At 63.6% G+C, this 16802-nt stretch carries 20 protein-coding genes and 1 tRNA gene; 13 read left to right on the top strand and 8 right to left on the bottom strand.

The annotated features are described in order from the left end of the window. The first annotated feature begins 65 nt into the window (after positions 1-65). A complete protein-coding gene (locus ACODS5_RS03720; protein ID WP_489107934.1) occupies positions 66-1496 on the top strand; it encodes a GGDEF domain-containing protein in 1431 nt (476 codons plus the stop codon). Between the two features lies 1 nt (position 1497). Here the strand turns inward: ACODS5_RS03720 and ACODS5_RS03715 are convergent, their stop codons facing one another. Continuing rightward, positions 1498-2259 carry a sulfite exporter TauE/SafE family protein gene (locus tag ACODS5_RS03715; RefSeq protein ID WP_134692806.1) on the bottom strand — a complete coding sequence of 254 codons (762 nt, stop codon included), beginning with the start codon at positions 2257-2259 and terminating at the stop codon, positions 1498-1500. Positions 2260-2361: 102 nt separating this feature from the next. On the opposite strand from ACODS5_RS03715, the gene ACODS5_RS03710 reads away from it, so the two are divergent. Continuing rightward, entirely contained in the window at positions 2362-3270 is a 909-nt protein-coding gene (locus ACODS5_RS03710) for a LysR family transcriptional regulator (RefSeq protein ID WP_489107933.1), read from the top strand. 129 nt (positions 3271-3399) lie between these two features. Here the strand turns inward: ACODS5_RS03710 and ACODS5_RS03705 are convergent, their stop codons facing one another. From ACODS5_RS03705 to ACODS5_RS03695, 3 genes are all read right to left on the bottom strand, one after another. After that, positions 3400-3591 carry a hypothetical protein gene (locus ACODS5_RS03705; RefSeq protein ID WP_134692804.1) on the bottom strand — a complete coding sequence of 64 codons (192 nt, stop codon included), beginning with the start codon at positions 3589-3591 and terminating at the stop codon, positions 3400-3402. 509 nt (positions 3592-4100) lie between these two features. Continuing rightward, positions 4101-5255 (bottom strand): cyclopropane fatty acyl phospholipid synthase, encoded by a 1155-nt coding sequence (gene cfa, locus ACODS5_RS03700; RefSeq protein WP_489107932.1) that lies wholly within the window; start codon positions 5253-5255, stop codon positions 4101-4103. 33 nt (positions 5256-5288) lie between these two features. Further along, positions 5289-5714 carry a DUF6306 domain-containing protein gene (locus tag ACODS5_RS03695; protein WP_134692802.1) on the bottom strand — a complete coding sequence of 142 codons (426 nt, stop codon included), beginning with the start codon at positions 5712-5714 and terminating at the stop codon, positions 5289-5291. Between the two features lie 271 nt (positions 5715-5985). Here ACODS5_RS03695 and ACODS5_RS03690 point away from each other — a divergent pair, with 271 nt between their 5' ends. Then, the gene (locus ACODS5_RS03690; RefSeq protein ID WP_489107931.1) at positions 5986-6546 is read left to right on the top strand and encodes a cysteine hydrolase family protein; all 561 of its coding nucleotides are present in this window, start codon (positions 5986-5988) and stop codon (positions 6544-6546) included. 22 nt (positions 6547-6568) lie between these two features. Here the strand turns inward: ACODS5_RS03690 and ACODS5_RS03685 are convergent, their stop codons facing one another. Beyond that, the gene (locus tag ACODS5_RS03685; RefSeq protein ID WP_489107930.1) at positions 6569-7060 is read right to left on the bottom strand and encodes a GNAT family N-acetyltransferase; all 492 of its coding nucleotides are present in this window, start codon (positions 7058-7060) and stop codon (positions 6569-6571) included. 159 nt (positions 7061-7219) lie between these two features. Continuing rightward, on the bottom strand, positions 7220-7924 hold the full coding sequence (locus ACODS5_RS03680) for an SDR family oxidoreductase (RefSeq protein WP_489107929.1): 705 nt from the start codon (positions 7922-7924) through the stop codon (positions 7220-7222). Positions 7925-8003: 79 nt separating this feature from the next. Between ACODS5_RS03680 and ACODS5_RS03675 the strand changes: the two genes are divergently transcribed. After that, positions 8004-8933, top strand: coding sequence for a LysR substrate-binding domain-containing protein (locus tag ACODS5_RS03675; RefSeq protein ID WP_489107928.1), 930 nt, complete (start codon positions 8004-8006; stop codon positions 8931-8933). Positions 8934-9252: 319 nt separating this feature from the next. Continuing rightward, on the top strand, positions 9253-9438 hold the full coding sequence (locus ACODS5_RS03670; RefSeq protein ID WP_134692797.1) for a hypothetical protein: 186 nt from the start codon (positions 9253-9255) through the stop codon (positions 9436-9438). Between the two features lie 46 nt (positions 9439-9484). On the opposite strand, the gene ACODS5_RS03665 is transcribed toward ACODS5_RS03670, so the two are convergent. Next, the gene (locus ACODS5_RS03665) at positions 9485-10735 is read right to left on the bottom strand and encodes a phospholipase D-like domain-containing protein (RefSeq protein ID WP_489107927.1); all 1251 of its coding nucleotides are present in this window, start codon (positions 10733-10735) and stop codon (positions 9485-9487) included. Positions 10736-10924: 189 nt separating this feature from the next. Between ACODS5_RS03665 and ACODS5_RS03660 the strand changes: the two genes are divergently transcribed. Beyond that, on the top strand, positions 10925-11665 hold the full coding sequence (locus tag ACODS5_RS03660) for a hypothetical protein (protein ID WP_256660296.1): 741 nt from the start codon (positions 10925-10927) through the stop codon (positions 11663-11665). Positions 11666-11801: 136 nt separating this feature from the next. Here the strand turns inward: ACODS5_RS03660 and ACODS5_RS03655 are convergent. Next, a tRNA-Ser gene (locus ACODS5_RS03655) sits at positions 11802-11889 on the bottom strand. A gap of 147 nt (positions 11890-12036) precedes the next feature. Here ACODS5_RS03655 and ACODS5_RS03650 point away from each other — a divergent pair. The 7 genes from ACODS5_RS03650 (at position 12037) to ACODS5_RS03620 (ending at position 16793) form a co-directional block, all read left to right on the top strand. Beyond that, positions 12037-12708, top strand: a complete 672-nt coding sequence (locus ACODS5_RS03650; RefSeq protein ID WP_028692373.1) for a Bax inhibitor-1/YccA family protein — start codon at positions 12037-12039, stop codon at positions 12706-12708. Positions 12709-12932: 224 nt separating this feature from the next. Continuing rightward, complete coding sequence (locus ACODS5_RS03645) at positions 12933-14312, top strand: nucleobase:cation symporter-2 family protein (protein ID WP_134692794.1); 1380 nt, start codon at positions 12933-12935, stop codon at positions 14310-14312. Between the two features lie 86 nt (positions 14313-14398). Then, positions 14399-14791 carry a sulfurtransferase complex subunit TusD gene (tusD, locus tag ACODS5_RS03640; RefSeq protein ID WP_134692793.1) on the top strand — a complete coding sequence of 131 codons (393 nt, stop codon included), beginning with the start codon at positions 14399-14401 and terminating at the stop codon, positions 14789-14791. A 1-nt stretch (position 14792) separates the two neighbouring features. Further along, positions 14793-15152, top strand: a complete 360-nt coding sequence (tusC, locus tag ACODS5_RS03635) for a sulfurtransferase complex subunit TusC (RefSeq protein ID WP_134692792.1) — start codon at positions 14793-14795, stop codon at positions 15150-15152. After that, positions 15152-15448 (top strand): sulfurtransferase complex subunit TusB, encoded by a 297-nt coding sequence (tusB, locus tag ACODS5_RS03630; RefSeq protein WP_134692791.1) that lies wholly within the window; start codon positions 15152-15154, stop codon positions 15446-15448. Before tusC ends, tusB begins: the two co-directional genes overlap by 1 nt. Beyond that, on the top strand, positions 15445-15780 hold the full coding sequence (locus ACODS5_RS03625; RefSeq protein ID WP_134692790.1) for a TusE/DsrC/DsvC family sulfur relay protein: 336 nt from the start codon (positions 15445-15447) through the stop codon (positions 15778-15780). Before tusB ends, ACODS5_RS03625 begins: the two co-directional genes overlap by 4 nt. Then, positions 15777-16793: a glycosyl transferase family protein gene (locus ACODS5_RS03620; RefSeq protein WP_134692789.1), complete on the top strand. Its 1017-nt coding sequence runs from the start codon at positions 15777-15779 to the stop codon at positions 16791-16793. Before ACODS5_RS03625 ends, ACODS5_RS03620 begins: the two co-directional genes overlap by 4 nt. The last annotated feature ends 9 nt before the right edge of the window (positions 16794-16802 follow it).

Here is a 16802-nt window from a genome sequence, read left to right as displayed (position 1 = left end):
CTTGAAACACACTGACATCACATATCCCAGGGGCCTACAAACCAATTCCTGGATTCTGTCTTCGCTTGCCGGTCGAGCCTATGGTGTCTCCAGCCCCGTCGCGCCTGTTGCCTCTGCTGATTCTGTTTGGCTTGACCCTGGGCCTGACCCTGGCCGGCATTCTCGCTCGGCCAATCGAATCGCTCTCGCTGTTCTGGCCGGTCAACGCGGTACTGGCCGGCGTGCTGCTGCGCAACCCGCGCCAGGCCAGCCCCGTCGGTTTCGCCCTGGTGTACCTGGCCATGGTCCTGGCCGACCTGGCCTGTGGCAGCGCCTGGCAGCCGGCCTTGTGGCTCAACCTGTGCAACCTTGGCGCCATCGCCACCATCTGGTACCTGATGGCGCGCCTGCCACGCCTGCACCGCCGCCTGCGCACGCCCCACGGCACCCTGTGCCTGTTCGGCGCCTGCGCCGCCGGCGCCATGGTCGCCGCCACCCTGGCCTGCGTCATGGCCACGCCCTGGTTCGAACAATCCTTGCGCGCCACCTGGCTTGCCTGGTTCAGCGAGCAGTTCTCCACCAGCGTGCTGGTGCTGCCGGTGTTGCTCACCGCGCCCTCGCCTCGCGCCTTGACCCACAGCAGCAGCGATAGCCAGCCGATTCGCCTGGCACCGCTGCTGGTGCTGCTCGGTTCATTGTCGCTGAGCATCGTCTTTGGCGGCCCCGGCGCCATCGCCTTCCCGATTGCCGCATTACTCTGGTGCGCGCTGAGCTACTCGGCGTTCCTGGTCTCGCTGCTGACACTCACCGCCGGCAGCACCCTGATCGTCGCCGTGGCACAGAACCTCATGCATTTCAGCGTGCCACAGAGTGAACCCGGGGTTACCACGCTGATGTCGGCGCGCCTGGGCATCGCCATGCTGGTGCTAGGGCCGCTGGTGCTGGCTTGCGTGAGCAGCGCCAACCGCAGCCTGATGGCGCGCCTGGCGCATCAGGCGACCATCGACCACCTGACCGGCGCCCTCAGCCGCAGTGCCTTCACCCGCCGCGCCAATGCGCTGCTTGACGACCGCCAGCAGCACACCCCGGGCCTACCGCTGACCCTGATGATGCTCGATATCGATCACTTCAAGGCCATCAACGACCGCCATGGCCATGCCGTGGGCGACCAGGTGCTGCGCCAATTCGCCAATACCGTGCAGGACCACTTGCATGAAGGCGAACTGTTCGCCCGCCTGGGGGGCGAGGAGTTCGTCATCGTCGTGCCGGGCCTGGCGCCGGAACAGGCCACGTTCACCGCCGAGCGCCTGCGCCGGGCGATTCAGGACCTGCACGCGACCCATGCCGAACAGCACCTGCCGATCACCGTCAGCATCGGCCTGGCCGGTTGCGCCGCCAATGCCCCGGCGCCCAGCCTGGATCTACTGCTGGCCAGCGCCGACCAGGCGCTGTACCGGGCCAAGGCCCAAGGCCGCAACCGCATCGAGCAGGCCGAGACGCAACGCCAGGTAGTTTGACTCAGCCAGCCAGCAAGTCCCAGCTGAGCTTGGCGATCAGCAAGCACAGCAGGATCAGGAACAACCCCCGCACGAACCCTGCCCCCTTGCGCACCGCCAGCCAGGTGCCGGTCAAGGCGCCGAGGATATTGAACAGCGCCATCGGCAGGGCAATGGCCCAGAGCACGTTGCCAGTCGGAATGAAGAACACCAGCGCGGCCAGGTTGGTGGCGATGTTGACCAGCTTCGCCGACGCCGAGGCGTGCAGGAAGTCCAGGGCGAAGAAGCGGATGAACAGGAAGATCAGGAAGCTGCCGGTACCAGGCCCGAACAAGCCGTCGTAGAAGCCGATGGCGCCACCGATCAGCACCGCCAGGCATTGCTCCTTGCGGCCGATCGCGGTCGGCGCGTGCAAGGTGCCGAAGTCCTTCTTGCAGAAGGTATAGATAGCCATCAGCACGATCAGCACCAGTACCATCGGCCGCATCACGCTGGCCGGCACCAGTGACACCGTGGCCGCGCCGAAGAACGACATGACGAAGGCGCTGAGCGCCGCCGGCACGATCAGCCCCCAGTCCAGCTTGACCTTGCGGATGAACGACCGCGCCGCGAATGTCGTGCCGCATACCGAGGCCAGCTTGTTGCTGCCCAGCAGGGCGGCCGGCTGCGCCGTGGGCAGCACATTGAACAACGCCGGGATCTGGATCAGCCCGCCACCACCCACGGCAGCATCGATCAGGCCAGCGGCGAAGGCGAACAGCGAAAGCAGGGCGATATCCATCATTTCGAACGTCCAAGCGGCAGCAAACAGGCCGTCAGACTAATCAAAGCCGCGCGCTTGTGTTGAAATACCACGTTGCGAAAACTGCAATGAGGATTGACCACCATGGCCCTGGACATGCTGCGCGAAATACAAGCCTTCGTCAGCGTTGCGCACAAGCGCAGCTTCGTCAGCGCAGCCCGCGCCCTGGGCCGCTCGCCCAGCGCGGTAACGCGCGCCGTGCAGGCGCTGGAAGATAACAGCGGGGCCAAGCTGTTCAACCGCAATGCCAGCGCCGTGACCCTGACCGAGGCCGGGGAGCGCCTGCTACCCCATGCCGAGCGCTTGCTGGATGTGCAACGGGACGCCGCCGACGAGCTGGCCGCGCTGACTGGCAGCGCGCAAGGCTGGATCCGCCTGGCGGCCCCCGAGGTGTTGGCCCAGCAGGTACTGCCCGCGGTGCTCGCGGAATTTTCCCGACGCCACCCGCAGGTGACCCTCGACGCGCAGTTCAGCGACCAGACCCTGGACCCATTGCAGGGCAAGTTCGACTTCGTCATCCGTGGGGCATTTCCGCAGTCCAGCGAACTGATTGGCTATCCGCTGTGGCGCTATCGTCGGCACTTGTATGCCAGCCCGCAGTACCTCGAGCATGCCGGCACGCCCCAGGGCCTGGACGAACTGGAGCAGCATGCGCTGATCCTGCACACCGCCCCGCGCATCCTCAAGGCCTGGCATTTCTGCCGCGCGCAACGCATCGTCAGCCTGCGTCCGCAACCTCGCCTGCGCCTGGGCTCGGGCGTGGCCGTGCTGCAAGCCACCCTGGCCGGCGCCGGGATCGCCCGCCTGGCGGACTGGCTAGGAGAGCCCGAAGTAAGCGCCGGACGCCTGGTGCGGGTGTGCCCCGACTACCACCTGACCTCCAGTACCGGCCAGGATCCGCAGATGCATGCCGTGTACCCGGCAGGCGATGTGCCGGCACGGGTGCGCGAGCTGCTACAGGCCCTGCGCGAGGCCCGTCCGTGCTCAGGCTGAAGACCGGCACAGGCCTGCTCACTTTCTGCTCAATCTAACAGAGGCCTTGATAAATCTGGCCTCCAGCGCTTTATCCACAGACCTACCCACGTTTTTTGTGGACAGTTTCTACAAGCCTTGCAGGACTTTTTACAAGCGCAGTAACGCCGCATTGGCCAGCTTCACCAGCTCGATCCATTCGCTTGCGCTGATCACCCCGGAACGCTCCAACTCTTCGGCACGGCGCAATGCCTGGTCATAGTCCTCTTCGTGGAGAATACCCTCGCCGAGAAAACGACCGCGCCACTCCAGCATCGCTGCAGTGCCTTTCTTGCATTCCATAGTGTGTATCAACTCCAAGGCAGGTAATCGGCCCGTGTCTGCGGGCCCTAAAGGGGGGCGGCAGATTACACGAGCGCCTTGCACTTGAGAACGACTTGCAGATACCGCTTGTCTAGACGAGCGCGGCAGAGGCGCGCCGAGGGCGCAGGGAAAGGGTCTAGCCCGCCTTGAGGCCAGACGGGCTGAAGCAGGAAAAAAGGCGGTTCAGCTTGGCGGAATGGTACCCAGCAGGCCGATCATGATTGTCAGCAGCAGAAAACCACCCAGAAACAGCGCGAGCTTGCCCATCGGAACCTCTACAGTGTGATGACGGAACGGCTGCGGGCATAGGCGGCGCAACCGGCCCAGCGCACACCGGTGTGGAAGGCTGGGCCTGGAGCTATTGTCCGCGCCTGGCTGATACGGTTACAGATTCAGATTCTTGCAAAAAAAGCGTATCAGATACGCGACAGGCACTGCTTGCCTCCTCGTTGTGGAGACAGGCTTCGTCTCCCCAAGGCGCTCAGCGTTCAACTCACCCGCTGATACCCGCCCACCACTCCGCGCCGCGACAATACCCACTGCCACAACTGGATATCCCGGGCACGAAACGCCCCCGCGCTCGACAGCAGGTAATAGCGCCACATGCGCCGAAAGCGCTCCCCCAGCTCGGCGGCGAAATACTGCCAATGGCGCTCGAAGTTGTCATGCCAGGCCATCAGCGTGCGGTCATAGTCGGCGCCGAAATTGTGTAGGTCCTCGACCACCAGCAGGCCATCGGCGGCATCGCCGATCTGGCCAATGGAAGGCAAGTCACCATTGGGAAAAATGTACTTGTCGATCCAGCGATCTGGCACGTCGCGCCGACGGTTCTTGCCAATGGTGTGCAGCAGCATCAGCCCATCGTCGTCCAGGCAGCGCGCCGCCACTTCCATGAAGGTGCGGTGGTTCTTGCGCCCGACATGCTCGAACATGCCAACACTGACGATGCGCTCGAAGCGCTCGTCGAGTTCGCGGTAATCCTGCAGGCGAAACGTCAGCGGCAAGCCCTTGTAGCGCTGCTCCGCCCACTGGCACTGCTCGCGGGAGATGGTCACGCCGACGCACTCCACGCCGTAACGTTCGGCGGCAAAACCCATGAAGCTGCCCCAGCCACAGCCGATGTCGAGCACGCGCATGCCCGGGCGCAGGTCGAGCTTGCGGCAGATCAGGTCGAGTTTGTCCTCCTGGGCCTGGGCCAGGGTGTCGGCGTCCTTCCAGTAGCCACAGGTGTAGGCCATGCGCGGATCGAGCATGGCCGCGTAGAAGTCGTTGCCCAGGTCGTAGTGCTGTTCACCCACGGCCCAGGCACGCCGGGCTGTCTGGCGGTTGAGCAGGCGCGCCTGCAGGGCATGGCGCAGCAGCGCCAGCGGGCTGACCTGGTCGGCCACCCCGGCACGCAGCAGGCGAGCGAAGAACGCGTCCAGTTGCTCGCACTCCCAGTCACCGTCCATGTAGGCCTCACCCAACCCCAGGTTGCCCTGGGCCAAGGCGCGCCGGGGAACATCGTCGCTGTGCAGCTGCATGTCCCAGGGTTGCTCGCCGTTGAAATCCAGGCCGGCCTGGGCCAGCAGGGAACGGGCAAAACGGGAACTACGATCAGCCGGCGCGGCCAGCGGCAGGTCGGAAGAAAATTCGGAAGGCATGAGGGATCCTTGATTCTTATAGGGTCGGGCGAGTCAGGCGTCAGGGCTGGCCTGGTGCAGGTGCAGCACCACGGTCAATTCATCGCGCAGCCAGGCAGGCTCCAGCGCGGGCAAGCGCTCCTGGACCTGGCGGGCGACCCAGCGCTGGCCGCGGGCGATGAACTGCATGCGTGCCTGCAGGTCGGGGATGGCCATGGCCTTGGCATGGAATTCACCCATGCCCTGCCCCGGTTCGACGCCAAGGCGCTCCAGACAATGGCGCAGGCGTCGACAACTTTCCGCCTCGCCATGGTGCAGTTGGGCGAAACGTCGAAGCAGCCCAGGGTCGTCGGTCTGACCGGCGCTGTCGAGCATCAGTCGCGCACCGGCGCGCTCGGCGCGCAGCAGCATGCGCAGCCAGTCGATCAGTTCAAGGGAAGGGTTGAAGGTGGACGAGGTGACAGGCGTATCAGGCAACATCGAAAGGCTCCTGAAGCCGCTCTACGGCGCGGCGACAGCAGGAGCTTAGAGCGATGGAGCAATGAAAATAATTGAAATTAAATGGGCGTTGAATGCAACAAAATGAATAGACACCCAGGTTTACGGCAGCCCGATTGCCCACCAACATCCATCCGCTGCGAAGTTACCAGGCCCTACCGCCAAGCCCGCTACACAGTTTTGAATTCAATTTTTTTGAAGTATCCGACGCTGTGCTAGTGTCCGTTGCAAGCCTCTGGGAGAACCGCCGGACATGACCGCTTTCGCCAGCAACACCGCCTTGCTGATCATCGACATGCAAAACGGCATCAACCACCCCCGACTGGGGCCGCGCAACAACCCCGAGGCGGAACTGCGCATGGGCGAATTGCTCACTGCCTGGCGTCACAGCGAGCGCCCGGTGATCCATGTACGGCACATCTCCCGCGATCCCCAGTCGGTGTTCTGGCCCGGCCAATCCGGTTGCGAGTTCCAGCACGCCTTCACGCCGCAGGCCAGCGAAGCGCTGTTCGAAAAGCATGTGCCCGATGCCTTTTGCGACAGCGGCCTTGCGCACTGGCTGCATCAGCGGGCGATCCGCCAACTGGTGATCGTCGGGGTGATCACCAACAACTCGGTGGAATCGACCGCGCGCTCGGCGGGCAACCTGGGGTTCGACACGACGGTGGTGGCGGACGCCTGCTACACCTTCGACCAACGCGACCTGCAAGGGCGGTCATGGCCGGCACAGGATGTCCATGCGCTGGCCTTGAGCAACCTGGCCATGGACTACGCGCGCATCCTCGATAGCGCCGAGGTGCTAACTGGGCTTTGAGTACGCCCAATAACCTGCCCGCCTAAAGCGTCATGACCATCTCATGCCAGGCCATGCCGCCATGCTCGGAGGCCGACGGACGTACATAGGCGTAGCCCATCTTCTCGTACAAGCCGACATGCCTGTCCTTGCACATCAGGTGGATGGTCGCCTTGCCCGCCGCGCGCATCTGTTCGACGAAGCGCGCCATCAGCCGGCTGGCATGGCCGCGCCCCTGAAAGGCCGGGTCCAGCACCACCGACATGATCACCACGTTCGGCGCCAGCGGGTCATGCCCGACCAGTTCCTTGAAGGCTTCGTCCGACATCACCACTTCATGGGCACAGCCACTGTTGATGAAGCCGATCGCCTGGCCCTCGGCCTGCAGGATCAGGAAACCTTGCGGGTATTGGCCGATACGCGTGGCGATCTTCTCCCGGGTGGCGGCCTCGTCACCTTCGTAGGCGCAGGTTTCGATGGCAAAGCAACGGCCCACGTCGTCAAACGTGGCCTGGCGGAACATCAGGGAACTCATGGGGGTACATCCGCATCAGGTGAACAAGGGGCGACATGCTAACGGAAGTCGCGCCTCGCCGTATGCGTGCCGAGTCATTCACGCAACCGTCGTAGGAGCCGGCTTGCCGGCGAACAGCAGCTTGGCCGGCGCCTATGCTGCAGGCCATACCCTGGCCCCTCAGACCGAACGGGTGATGCCGCCATCGACCCGCAGGTTCTGGCCGGTGATGTAGCCGGCGCCCTCGGAGGCCAGGAAGCTGACCGTGGCCGCGATCTCTTCAGCCCTGCCGTAGCGTTCCATGGGAATCCGGCTACGCAACTCGTCTTTCTCCGGCAGGCTGTCGATAAAGCCCGGCAGCACGTTGTTCATACGGATGTTCTCGGCGGCATAGCGATCGGCGAACAGCTTGGTGAACGCCGCCAGCCCGGCACGGAACACCCCCGAGGTCGGGAAGGCCGGATCCGGCTCGAAGGCGGCGAAGGTCGATATATTGATGATCACGCCGCATTTCTGCTGTTGCATGATCGGCGTCACCAGCCGTGTTGGACGCACCACATTGAGGAAATAAACCTCCATGCCGCGATGCCAGTCGTTGTCGCTGAGGTCGAGGATCGGCGCGCGCGGGCCATGCCCCGCGCTGTTGACCAGTACATCCACCCGCCCCCAACGCTGCATCACGCTATCGACCAGACGCTGCAAGTCTTCTACCGACTGGTTGGAACCGGTGATACCGATGCCGCCCAGCTCGGCGGCCAGCGCCTCGCCCTTGCCCGACGAAGACAAAATCGCCACCTTGAAGCCATCCGCGGCCAACCGCCGGGCAGCTTCGGCGCCCATGCCACTGCCACCTGCGGTGATGATTGCCACTTTTTGCGAAGCCATGCGCTGTTCCTTCCAAACGTTGAACAAGTGCCCCCATGAAGCTAGAATCCATCGCGCCGCACCAATCACAAATACTGCCATGAGCCTGCAGGAAAACTACCGGATGAGCGCCCCCAAGCGACGCACCGCCCCCGCTATCGTCAACCACCTGGTGGCCTTCGAGGCCGCCGCCCGCCTGGGCAGCTTTCGCGCGGCCGCCGAAGAGCTGCACGTCACCTCCGGCGCCGTGGCCCAGCAGGTCCGCACCCTCGAAGACAAGCTTGGGCGCCCGCTGTTCGAGCGCCTGCCACGGGGCCTGCGGCCCAACGCGGACGGCGCCGACTACCTCGCGCGCGTGCGCCTGGCGCTGGATATCATCGAGGATGCGACCCGCGAACTGCTGGAGCGCGATACCCCGCGCGACCCGCAGCATATTCTGCTCAGCACCACGCCGGCCTTCGCCAGCCGTTGGTTGATTCCCCGCCTCGAGCAATTGACCCAGGCCCATCCACAGATCGCCCTGATGATCGATGCCTCCGACAGCACCCGCCCGCTCAGCGGCAAGCATGCCGTCGACCTTGCCGTGCGCTGGGGCAGCGCGCCGTTCGAGGCAGGCTACGCCCTGCCCCTGCTGCCGGGCGTGGTGGTGCCGGTATGCACGGCGGCCCTGCGTGCCCGGCAGCCTTGGCGACAACCGGCGCAGCTGGCCGGCCAGCCGTTGATTTCCGACAGCCATAACAACTGGCAGCGCTGGTTCGACCACCACGGGCTGCCCGGCACCCGTGTCAACGGCCCGGTGTTCAGCCAGACCATCCTGGCCTTAGAAGCCGCCGAACGCGGCATGGGAATCGCCCTGGTGCCCCGCCCGCTGGTGGAACACGCGCTGCAGACCGGCACCTTGGTGTTGGCACTCGATGGCCATGAATTGCCTGGCAGGGCGAGTTTTCATCTGCTGGCAGAACGCGCACCTGCGCCAGGGTCGCCTATCGAACAGGTGGTACTTTGGTTGCGGCAGCAGGCGATGGGGTGAGGCGCGCAGAACAGGCGCTGCCAAGTCATTTGCGACATAACGTTTCAACCGCCGTCCCAGGCTAAGCGTGGATGATCGGGCTGGACCGAATCACTCCTGCGCGCTCCAGGCCTAGTCTCTCAAGGCCTGGAGCTGGTTGGGTCGAAGCAGGTCGTAACATTCAAGCCGGGATCTTTGTAGGACCTGTCCGATATTACTGTGGGGCGCTTACCGCCACCTGGGTATAGATGTATGAATAATCAGTATTTGGCAGCGGATTGAACTGATACCGTCGCGTCATCCCTACAACGGCACGGACGCCAAGAGACGCGAGAACGACATGGAAAACTACGATAGCGCCGCACTTGGGCTGCAAAAGCACCTACTGAACTTGCGCCGGGCGCTTGCGCAGACAGAAGCAGCCGGCGACGAGCAACAAGCCCTGGTACTGACCAAACTCATCGCAATGATGGAGCAAGGATTGCAGCAGGCATCAAAGGACTTCAAGCCGCAGACATTGCAGTAACAGCTTTCCCGTACCCCCGCCCAGCGCCCCGAGAAATGACCTGACGCTATCCCAAGGGCATGCCGGTAGATTCGAGCACCTGAAGCGCCACATAAGTACGCAGCTTCACCAGGCACAGTGTGTGGGATGTCCCTTCAGGGCCAAAAAACGTATCAGCCCGTTCACCTGTCAGGTTCTTCTCGAACTTGAATGGCAAGGTGATGGCCCGCTTGATATCCCGTTTGAAGCGCTCGGCATTGTCGTTGATCCAAGCGACCGCCTTGCGCCGCTCCTCGGCGCAGGCCCTGGGCTTGCCCGTTTTGCGCAGCAAGACCGCAGGGTAGATCTCCATATCCTTGGTGTTGTAGCGCATGAAGACATCGCAGAGTTCCTGGCTCTGGCGATTGAGCACCGTCACCCGCAGGTTATGGTCGCCTTTCCTGGCCGCGCAGGCCTTGTCACTCGCGTCGATGGACATTTGCCACGTGGCCTGCCCTTTGATTTCCCCTTGGCCAGTGTCGACTTGGCTCTCGATGAACGAATACCGGGTCTCGTTGACCCTGACCCAGCCAAGCTTGCCGGCAAGCGAGACGCACAGGTAGCGATGCTGGGGCTCCAAATCATAGGTTTTGCCCCCGATCTTCCAGGTCAGCAGTTTCTTGCCGTCCAGCAGATATTGCCCCCGCTTGTCCTGCTTGATCTCGCATTCCCTGGGGTTCGACTGCGGTCGGTCAGCCAGTTTCGAACGCACTTCGGCATCGATGCCGGTCACGCTACGTAGCGCCGCCCGCCGCGCCCGGTCGGCGGCGACTAGCGTGCGCTGGGCGCGCTCTGCCTTCTCGAGCAGTTTTTTATACTCCTCCGACAAGGCCTGGGCCGCTTCGTGGACATCATGCAAAAATTCAGGCGTCAGCAAGGTCGCCTTTCTCTCCATCTTCGCCACCAGCGCCTGGATACCCTTGCTGACCCCCCGCACACGGATACTGGCTTCAAGGTTCTGCGTCGCGCCTCGCCGGGTAAGGTTCTGGCTGCCCAGTGCCACGAAGCGATCCTGGGCGACAATCAACTTGGCATGAAGATCCGGCAGGACGTAGACCGCAATCTGGTTATCCAGGAGCGTCTTGAGCGTGCCGTGGCATGAAGCGCCAGAGGCCAGCACCGGCACGTTGACAAGCGTGTAGACCTTGGCACTTTTCCCCAACCGCGCGATTTCCAACACGGCCTCGCCGGTCAGGTAGGGCGAAAAGATCTTCAGCTCGACCGGGTCGTTTTGCAGCTGCGCTTTCAACAGCGGCACAATATTGCGCGTGAACTTCAATGCTTGGCATCCGTGCTCGAATTTGCGCCGATGATACTACGTTGCCATCAGCTTGTGATTCACTCACACTGCCCGGCTCGCTGCTCAGGGATGACCGCGACACATGCACGCCGCGCCGAGACAGGGCACGGCCGCTGGAGCACGCCCTCAGCCGCTTCACCTGTCGACTACCGCATGTAAGGTTCAAGAATGGAAGCTGCTCTGCCACCGAAGAAAATCTCTGGCCTGATTACCCGCATCATGGGCGGCATCAGCGCCTTGCTGGCCACCATGTGGGGCCTTATCACCTACGTATTCCCCGACCCAACCGTCTTTGGCCTGAGCTTTTTGAACTGGAAGAACCTCATCCTGTTCATGAGCGCCTTCGTGTTCCTGTGCGTGATCTACCTGGGCTGGTACGCCAGCCGCCTCCCGCAGATGCTCAAGGGCGCCATGCTGGTGATCCTCGCCGCCGGCTTGTCGGTGATCTTCTTCGCCTTGGGGGGCGAATACGCCAAACCCAGCTTCGACTTCGCCCGCGATCAACAGAAATTCATCGAGAACGGCGGCGCCAATCTACTAGGCAAACGCCTGGAGGTGGTCGACGGCGTACGCATCGAGCTGCTGGGCTGCGAAAAGATCGGCCGCCAGCCCAACTGCGCGTTCGAACTGACCAACACCCGGCTGGACAGCGAATTCCGCTTCGAATCGCAAACCACGCTGTTCGAGGAAAGCGGCGGCGCCTTGAACGTCGACAAGATGCAGGTCGGCTCGTCCAAGTTCACCTACCGCGATGCGTTCCCGCTGGTGCGCGGCATTCCCACCCGGGTGACCCTGGCCTTCGAACAAGGGCGTGGTGATCTGAAGCAGGCGCCGGCGCTGAAGCTCAGGGTGCGGGTAGGCCGCGAAGAGGATGCGGTGGTGAAGTTCAATGAGGTGGATATCAAGTAACGGCGCAACTGGCGCGTGCCAGTTGCACTGGGCACTTGGAATGCATTTGCGGAAACTTCGGCGTGCCGGGGTTTGCGCGCGAGGTTTTCACTGCGCCAGAAACGCAAAAGCCCCTGAATATTCAGGGGCTTGAAAGTGGCGGAAGCGTAGAGATTCGAACTCTAGGATAGTTGCCCATCGACGGTTTTCAAGACCGTTGCCTTAAACCACTCGGCCACGCTTCCAGCTGGTTTTGCGGCGGCAATAATACCGTAATGAAACACGCTGTCAAACTCTCTGTGTCGTGGGTTGCGGCAGCTCTGGTATGCTTTGCGTCATATGTTCCAATACCGCAGGTCCCAGACCGCGGTCTCACCCCAAAGGAGTGCGCCATGCGCGAACAGGATTACGCCGTCCAACACGGCCAGCAGGTCGAGCAGCAGGAGGTCAGCAAGGTCCTGCGCAACACTTACAGCCTGCTGGCCCTTACCCTCGCCTTCAGCGGCATCATGGCCTTCGTCGCCCAGCAAATGCGCGTCGGCTACCCGAACATCTTCGTGGTGCTTATCGGCTTCTACGGGCTGTTCTTCCTCACCAACAAGCTGCGTGACTCGGCCTGGGGCCTGGTGTCCACCTTCGCCCTCACCGGCTTCATGGGCTTCATCCTTGGCCCTATCCTCAACCGCTACCTGGGCATGGCCGGCGGCGCCGAAGTGGTCAGTTCGGCCTTCGCCATGACCGCCCTGGTGTTCGGTGGCCTGTCGGCCTACGTGCTGATCACCCGCAAGGACATGAGCTTCCTCAGCGGCTTCATCACCGCCGGTTTCTTCGTCCTGCTGGGTGCCGTGGTGGCCAGCTTCTTCTTCCAGATCAGCGGCCTGCAACTGGCGATCAGCGCTGGCTTCGTGCTGTTCTCGTCGGTCTGCATCCTGTTCCAGACCAGCGCCATCATCCATGGCGGCGAGCGCAACTACATCATGGCCACCATCAGCCTGTACGTGTCGATCTACAACCTGTTCGTCAGCCTGCTGCAACTGTTCGGCATCATGGGTCGCGACGACTGATCGCATCGGTAACCATTGCCCCACAAAAAGCCCGCTTCGGCGGGCTTTTTCGTGCCTGTTCGAAAACTGTAGGGCTGGCGATCGATAGCCTGACAAGCATTGACCTAAAAGTCAGCTTATTTGCTGTTTCATCCGCGATTATGTCGCCATCGTGCTTGCCTCTACCCCAATGCCGATTCAGCCCGTAGAATGCGCTCCTTTTTTCTTCCGGGGCAGCATTTCCCATGAGTTCACACGAACACGGCCCAGGCGCGGCGGCGCCTGCCAATGAACTGGTTCTTGGCCTGGAGGACAAGCCGCGCCTGTTGATCGGCTTGCTGGCGGCCTTGCAGCACCTGCTGGCGATCATCGTGCCGATCGTCACCCCAGGCCTGCTGATCTGCCAGGCCCTGGGCGTGTCGGCGCGGGATACCAACCTGATCGTGTCCATGTCGCTGGTGATCTCGGGTATCGCCACCTTCGTGCAGTGCAAGCGCTTCGGGCCGTTCGGCGCCGGGCTGCTGATCGTCCAGGGCACCAGTTTCAACTTCGTTGGCCCGCTGATTGCCGGCGGCGCATTGATGGTCAAGCAAGGCACGCCGGTGGAAAGCGTGATGGCGGCGATCTTCGGCGTTGTGATCGCCGGCTCGTTCGTGGAGATGGGTGTTTCGCGCATCCTGCCCTTCGTCAAACGCCTGATCACCCCACTGGTAACCGGCATCGTCGTGCTGATGATCGGCCTGACCCTGATCAAGGTCGGCCTGATCAGCATGGGTGGCGGCTTCGGCGCCATGGCCAACGGCACCTTCGCCGACGGCGAGAACCTGCTGCTCTCGGGCGTGGTGCTGGCGATCATCGTCATCCTCAACCGCATCCCGGTGGTGTGGATGCGCAGCTGCGCCATCGTCATCGCCCTGGCCGTGGGCTATGCCCTGGCCGGCTACCTCGGCCGCCTGGACTTCACCGGCATGCACCAGGCCGCGCTGTTCCAGGTGCCGACGCCGCTGCACTTCGGCCTGGGCTTCTCCTGGTCATTGTTCATCCCGATGCTGGTGATCTACCTGGTCACCTCGCTGGAAGCCATCGGTGATGTCACCGCCACCAGCAAGGTCTCGCGCCAGCCGGTGGAAGGCCCGGTATGGATGCAGCGGATCAAGGGCGGCGTGCTGGTCAACGGTGCCAACTCGTTGTTGGCGGGCGTGTTCAACACCTTCCCCAGCTCGGTATTCGCCCAGAACAACGGGGTGATCCAACTGACCGGCATTGCCAGCCGCCATATCGGCGTGTGGATTGCCGTGATGCTGATCCTGCTGGGGCTGTTCCCCAGCGTCGCCGGGGTGATCCAGGCAGTGCCGGAGCCGGTGCTGGGTGGCGCGGCCATGGTGATGTTCGGTGCGGTAGCCGCTTCGGGCATCAATATCCTGGCCAGCACCCGCCTCGATCGCCGCGCCTTGCTGATCATCGCCGTGTCGCTGTCCCTGGGATTGGGCGTGGCGCAGGTGCCAGAGTTCCTCGCGCATATGCCTGCGGCTTTGCGCAACGTGCTGGAGTCAGGGGTCGCCACCGGCGGCATCTGCGCCCTGCTGCTCAACTGGTTCCTGCCCGAGGGCAAGGAACAGGCCTGAGCCGCGCCGGCCAGACGCAAAAGCCCGTGCCCACCCGCGCGGGCTTTTTGCTTTATCATGGCCGCATTCCTTTGCACGAGCCTTCCATGAAATTCGCCATCGCGGTTTTTTCCCCGGCCCATGCACCCTCCTCGCGCCGCGCCCTGCGCTTCGCCGAGGCGGCGCTGGCCGGTGGGCATGAAATTGCCCGGCTGTTCTTCTACCAGGACGGGGTGCACAGCGCCTCGGCCAACATCGTCGCGCCCCAGGATGAACTGGATGTGGCCGCGCAGTGGCGCGCGTTCGTCAGCGAGCATCGCCTGGACGCCGTGGTGTGCATCGCCGCGGCCCTGCGCCGGGGCGTGCTGGACGACACCGAAGCCAACCGCTACCAGCGCCCGGCGGTGAACCTGCCGATGCCGTGGGAGCTGTCCGGCCTGGGGCAGTTGCACGAAGCTGCGCAACTGGCCGACCGCCTGGTCTGCTTTGGAGGTGATTGAAATGGCCAAGTCCCTGTTGATCATCAGCCGTCAGGCGCCGTGGAGCGGCCCATCCGCCCGCGAGGCACTGGACATTGCCCTGGCCGGCGGCGCCTTCGACCTGCCGCTGGGCATGCTGTTCCTCGATGATGGCGTGTTCCAGCTAGGCACCGGCCAGCAACCCGACGCCGTGCAACAGAAGAACCTCGGCGCCAACCTGCAGGCATTGCCAATGTTCGGCGTCGAGGACCTGTTTGCCTGCGCCCACAGCCTGGCCCGCCGCGGCTTGGATAGCACAGCGCTGGACCTCCCGGTCGCGGTGCTCGACGACGCCGCGCTGAGCGCGCTGATTGCCCGTTACGACCAGGTGGTGACGCTCTGATGAACACCCTGCATGTAATCGCCCACTCGCCCTTCGGCGACGAGCGCCTGGCCAGTTGCCTGCGCCTGCTGGGCCCGCAAGACGCACTGCTGCTGTGCGGTGACGCCACCTACGCGCTCAAGGCTGGCAGCGCGCCGTCTGTCGCCCTGCAGGCCGCCAATCTCGGCGAGCGCCTGTTCGCCCTCGCTGAAGACCTGAACGCCCGCGGCCTCCACAACACCCCGGCAAAGGCCGTGGACTACCCAGCCTTCGTCGAACTCACCCTGCACTACGACAAGGTCAACAGCTGGCTATGAGCATCCTGACTGTCGGCGAACGCGCCATTGCCTTGGACAAGGACGGCTTCCTGGTCGACTTGCAGGACTGGTCCCACGAGGCCGCCGAAGCCCTGGCGGCGCGCGAGTCCATCACCCTGACGGCGGACCACTGGGAAATCCTCGAACTGCTGCGCCAGTTCTACCAGGAGTACCAGTTGTCGCCAGCGACCCGCCCATTGATCAAGTACACCGCGCTCAAGCTGGGCGCGGACAAAGGCAACAGCCCGCACCTGAACCGCCTGTTCAACGGCACCCCCGCCAAACTGGCCGCCAAGCTGGCGGGCCTGCCCAAGCCGACCAATTGCATATGACCGAGCCTCTGTTGAACCTCGCGCGCCCCTTGACCCTGGAAACCCCGGCCGAGCACCCGTTCGCCGAATTCGTGCGCATCCTTGGCAAGGGCAAGCGCGGCGCCCGTGGCCTGAGCCGCGAGGAGGCCCGCGCGGCCATGACCCTGCTGCTCGAAGGCAAGGTCGAGGACACCCAGCTCGGCGCCTTCCTGATGCTGCTGCGCCACAAAGAGGAAAGCGCCGAGGAGCTGGCTGGTTTCACCGACGCCCTGCGTGCCCACCTCCAGGCACCAGCCATTGCCGTCGACCTCGACTGGCCGAGCTATGCCGGCAAGAAACGCCACCTGCCCTGGTACCTGCTGGCGGCCAAGTGCCTGGCAGCCAATGGTGTGCGCATCCTGATGCACGGCGGCGGTGCCCACACCGCCGGCAGGTTGTATACCGAGCAACTGCTTGAGCTGCTGGCGATCCCGTTGTGCCGCGATTGGGCCACCGTAGGCCAGGCGCTGGATACCCAGCGCCTGGCGTTCTTCCCACTGCAGGACTGGGCCCCACAACTGCAACGCATGATCGACCTGCGCAACATCCTCGGCCTGCGCTCACCCATCCACTCGCTGGCCCGGGTACTCAACCCGCTGGCCGCCCGCTGTGGCCTGCAGAGCATCTTCCACCCCGGCTACCAGGCCGTGCACCGCGAGGCCAGCCGCCTGCTCGGCGACCATGCCCTGGTGATCAAGGGCGACGGCGGTGAGATCGAGATCAACCCAGATGTCATCAGCCATCTCTACGGCGCCTCGGCCGGCGAAACCTGGGACGAAGAGTGGCCCGCCCTCAGCGCCCAACGCCATGTCAAGCCGGCCAGCCTGCAACCGCAGCACCTGCTGGCGGTATGGCGCGGCGATGCCGAGGACAGCTATGGCGAACTGGCCGTGGTCGCAACCATGGCCCTGGCGCTGCGCGGCCTCGGCCAGGATCGCGAACAGGCCTTCGCCCAGGCGCGGGCTTACTGGAGCGCGCGCAACTCATCGATTTGATCGATTGGA

This window comes from Pseudomonas sp. FG47 (genome assembly GCF_057809115.1).
Note: the sequence above shows the minus strand (reverse complement) of the source record. Positions and strands in the feature narration are given on the sequence as shown.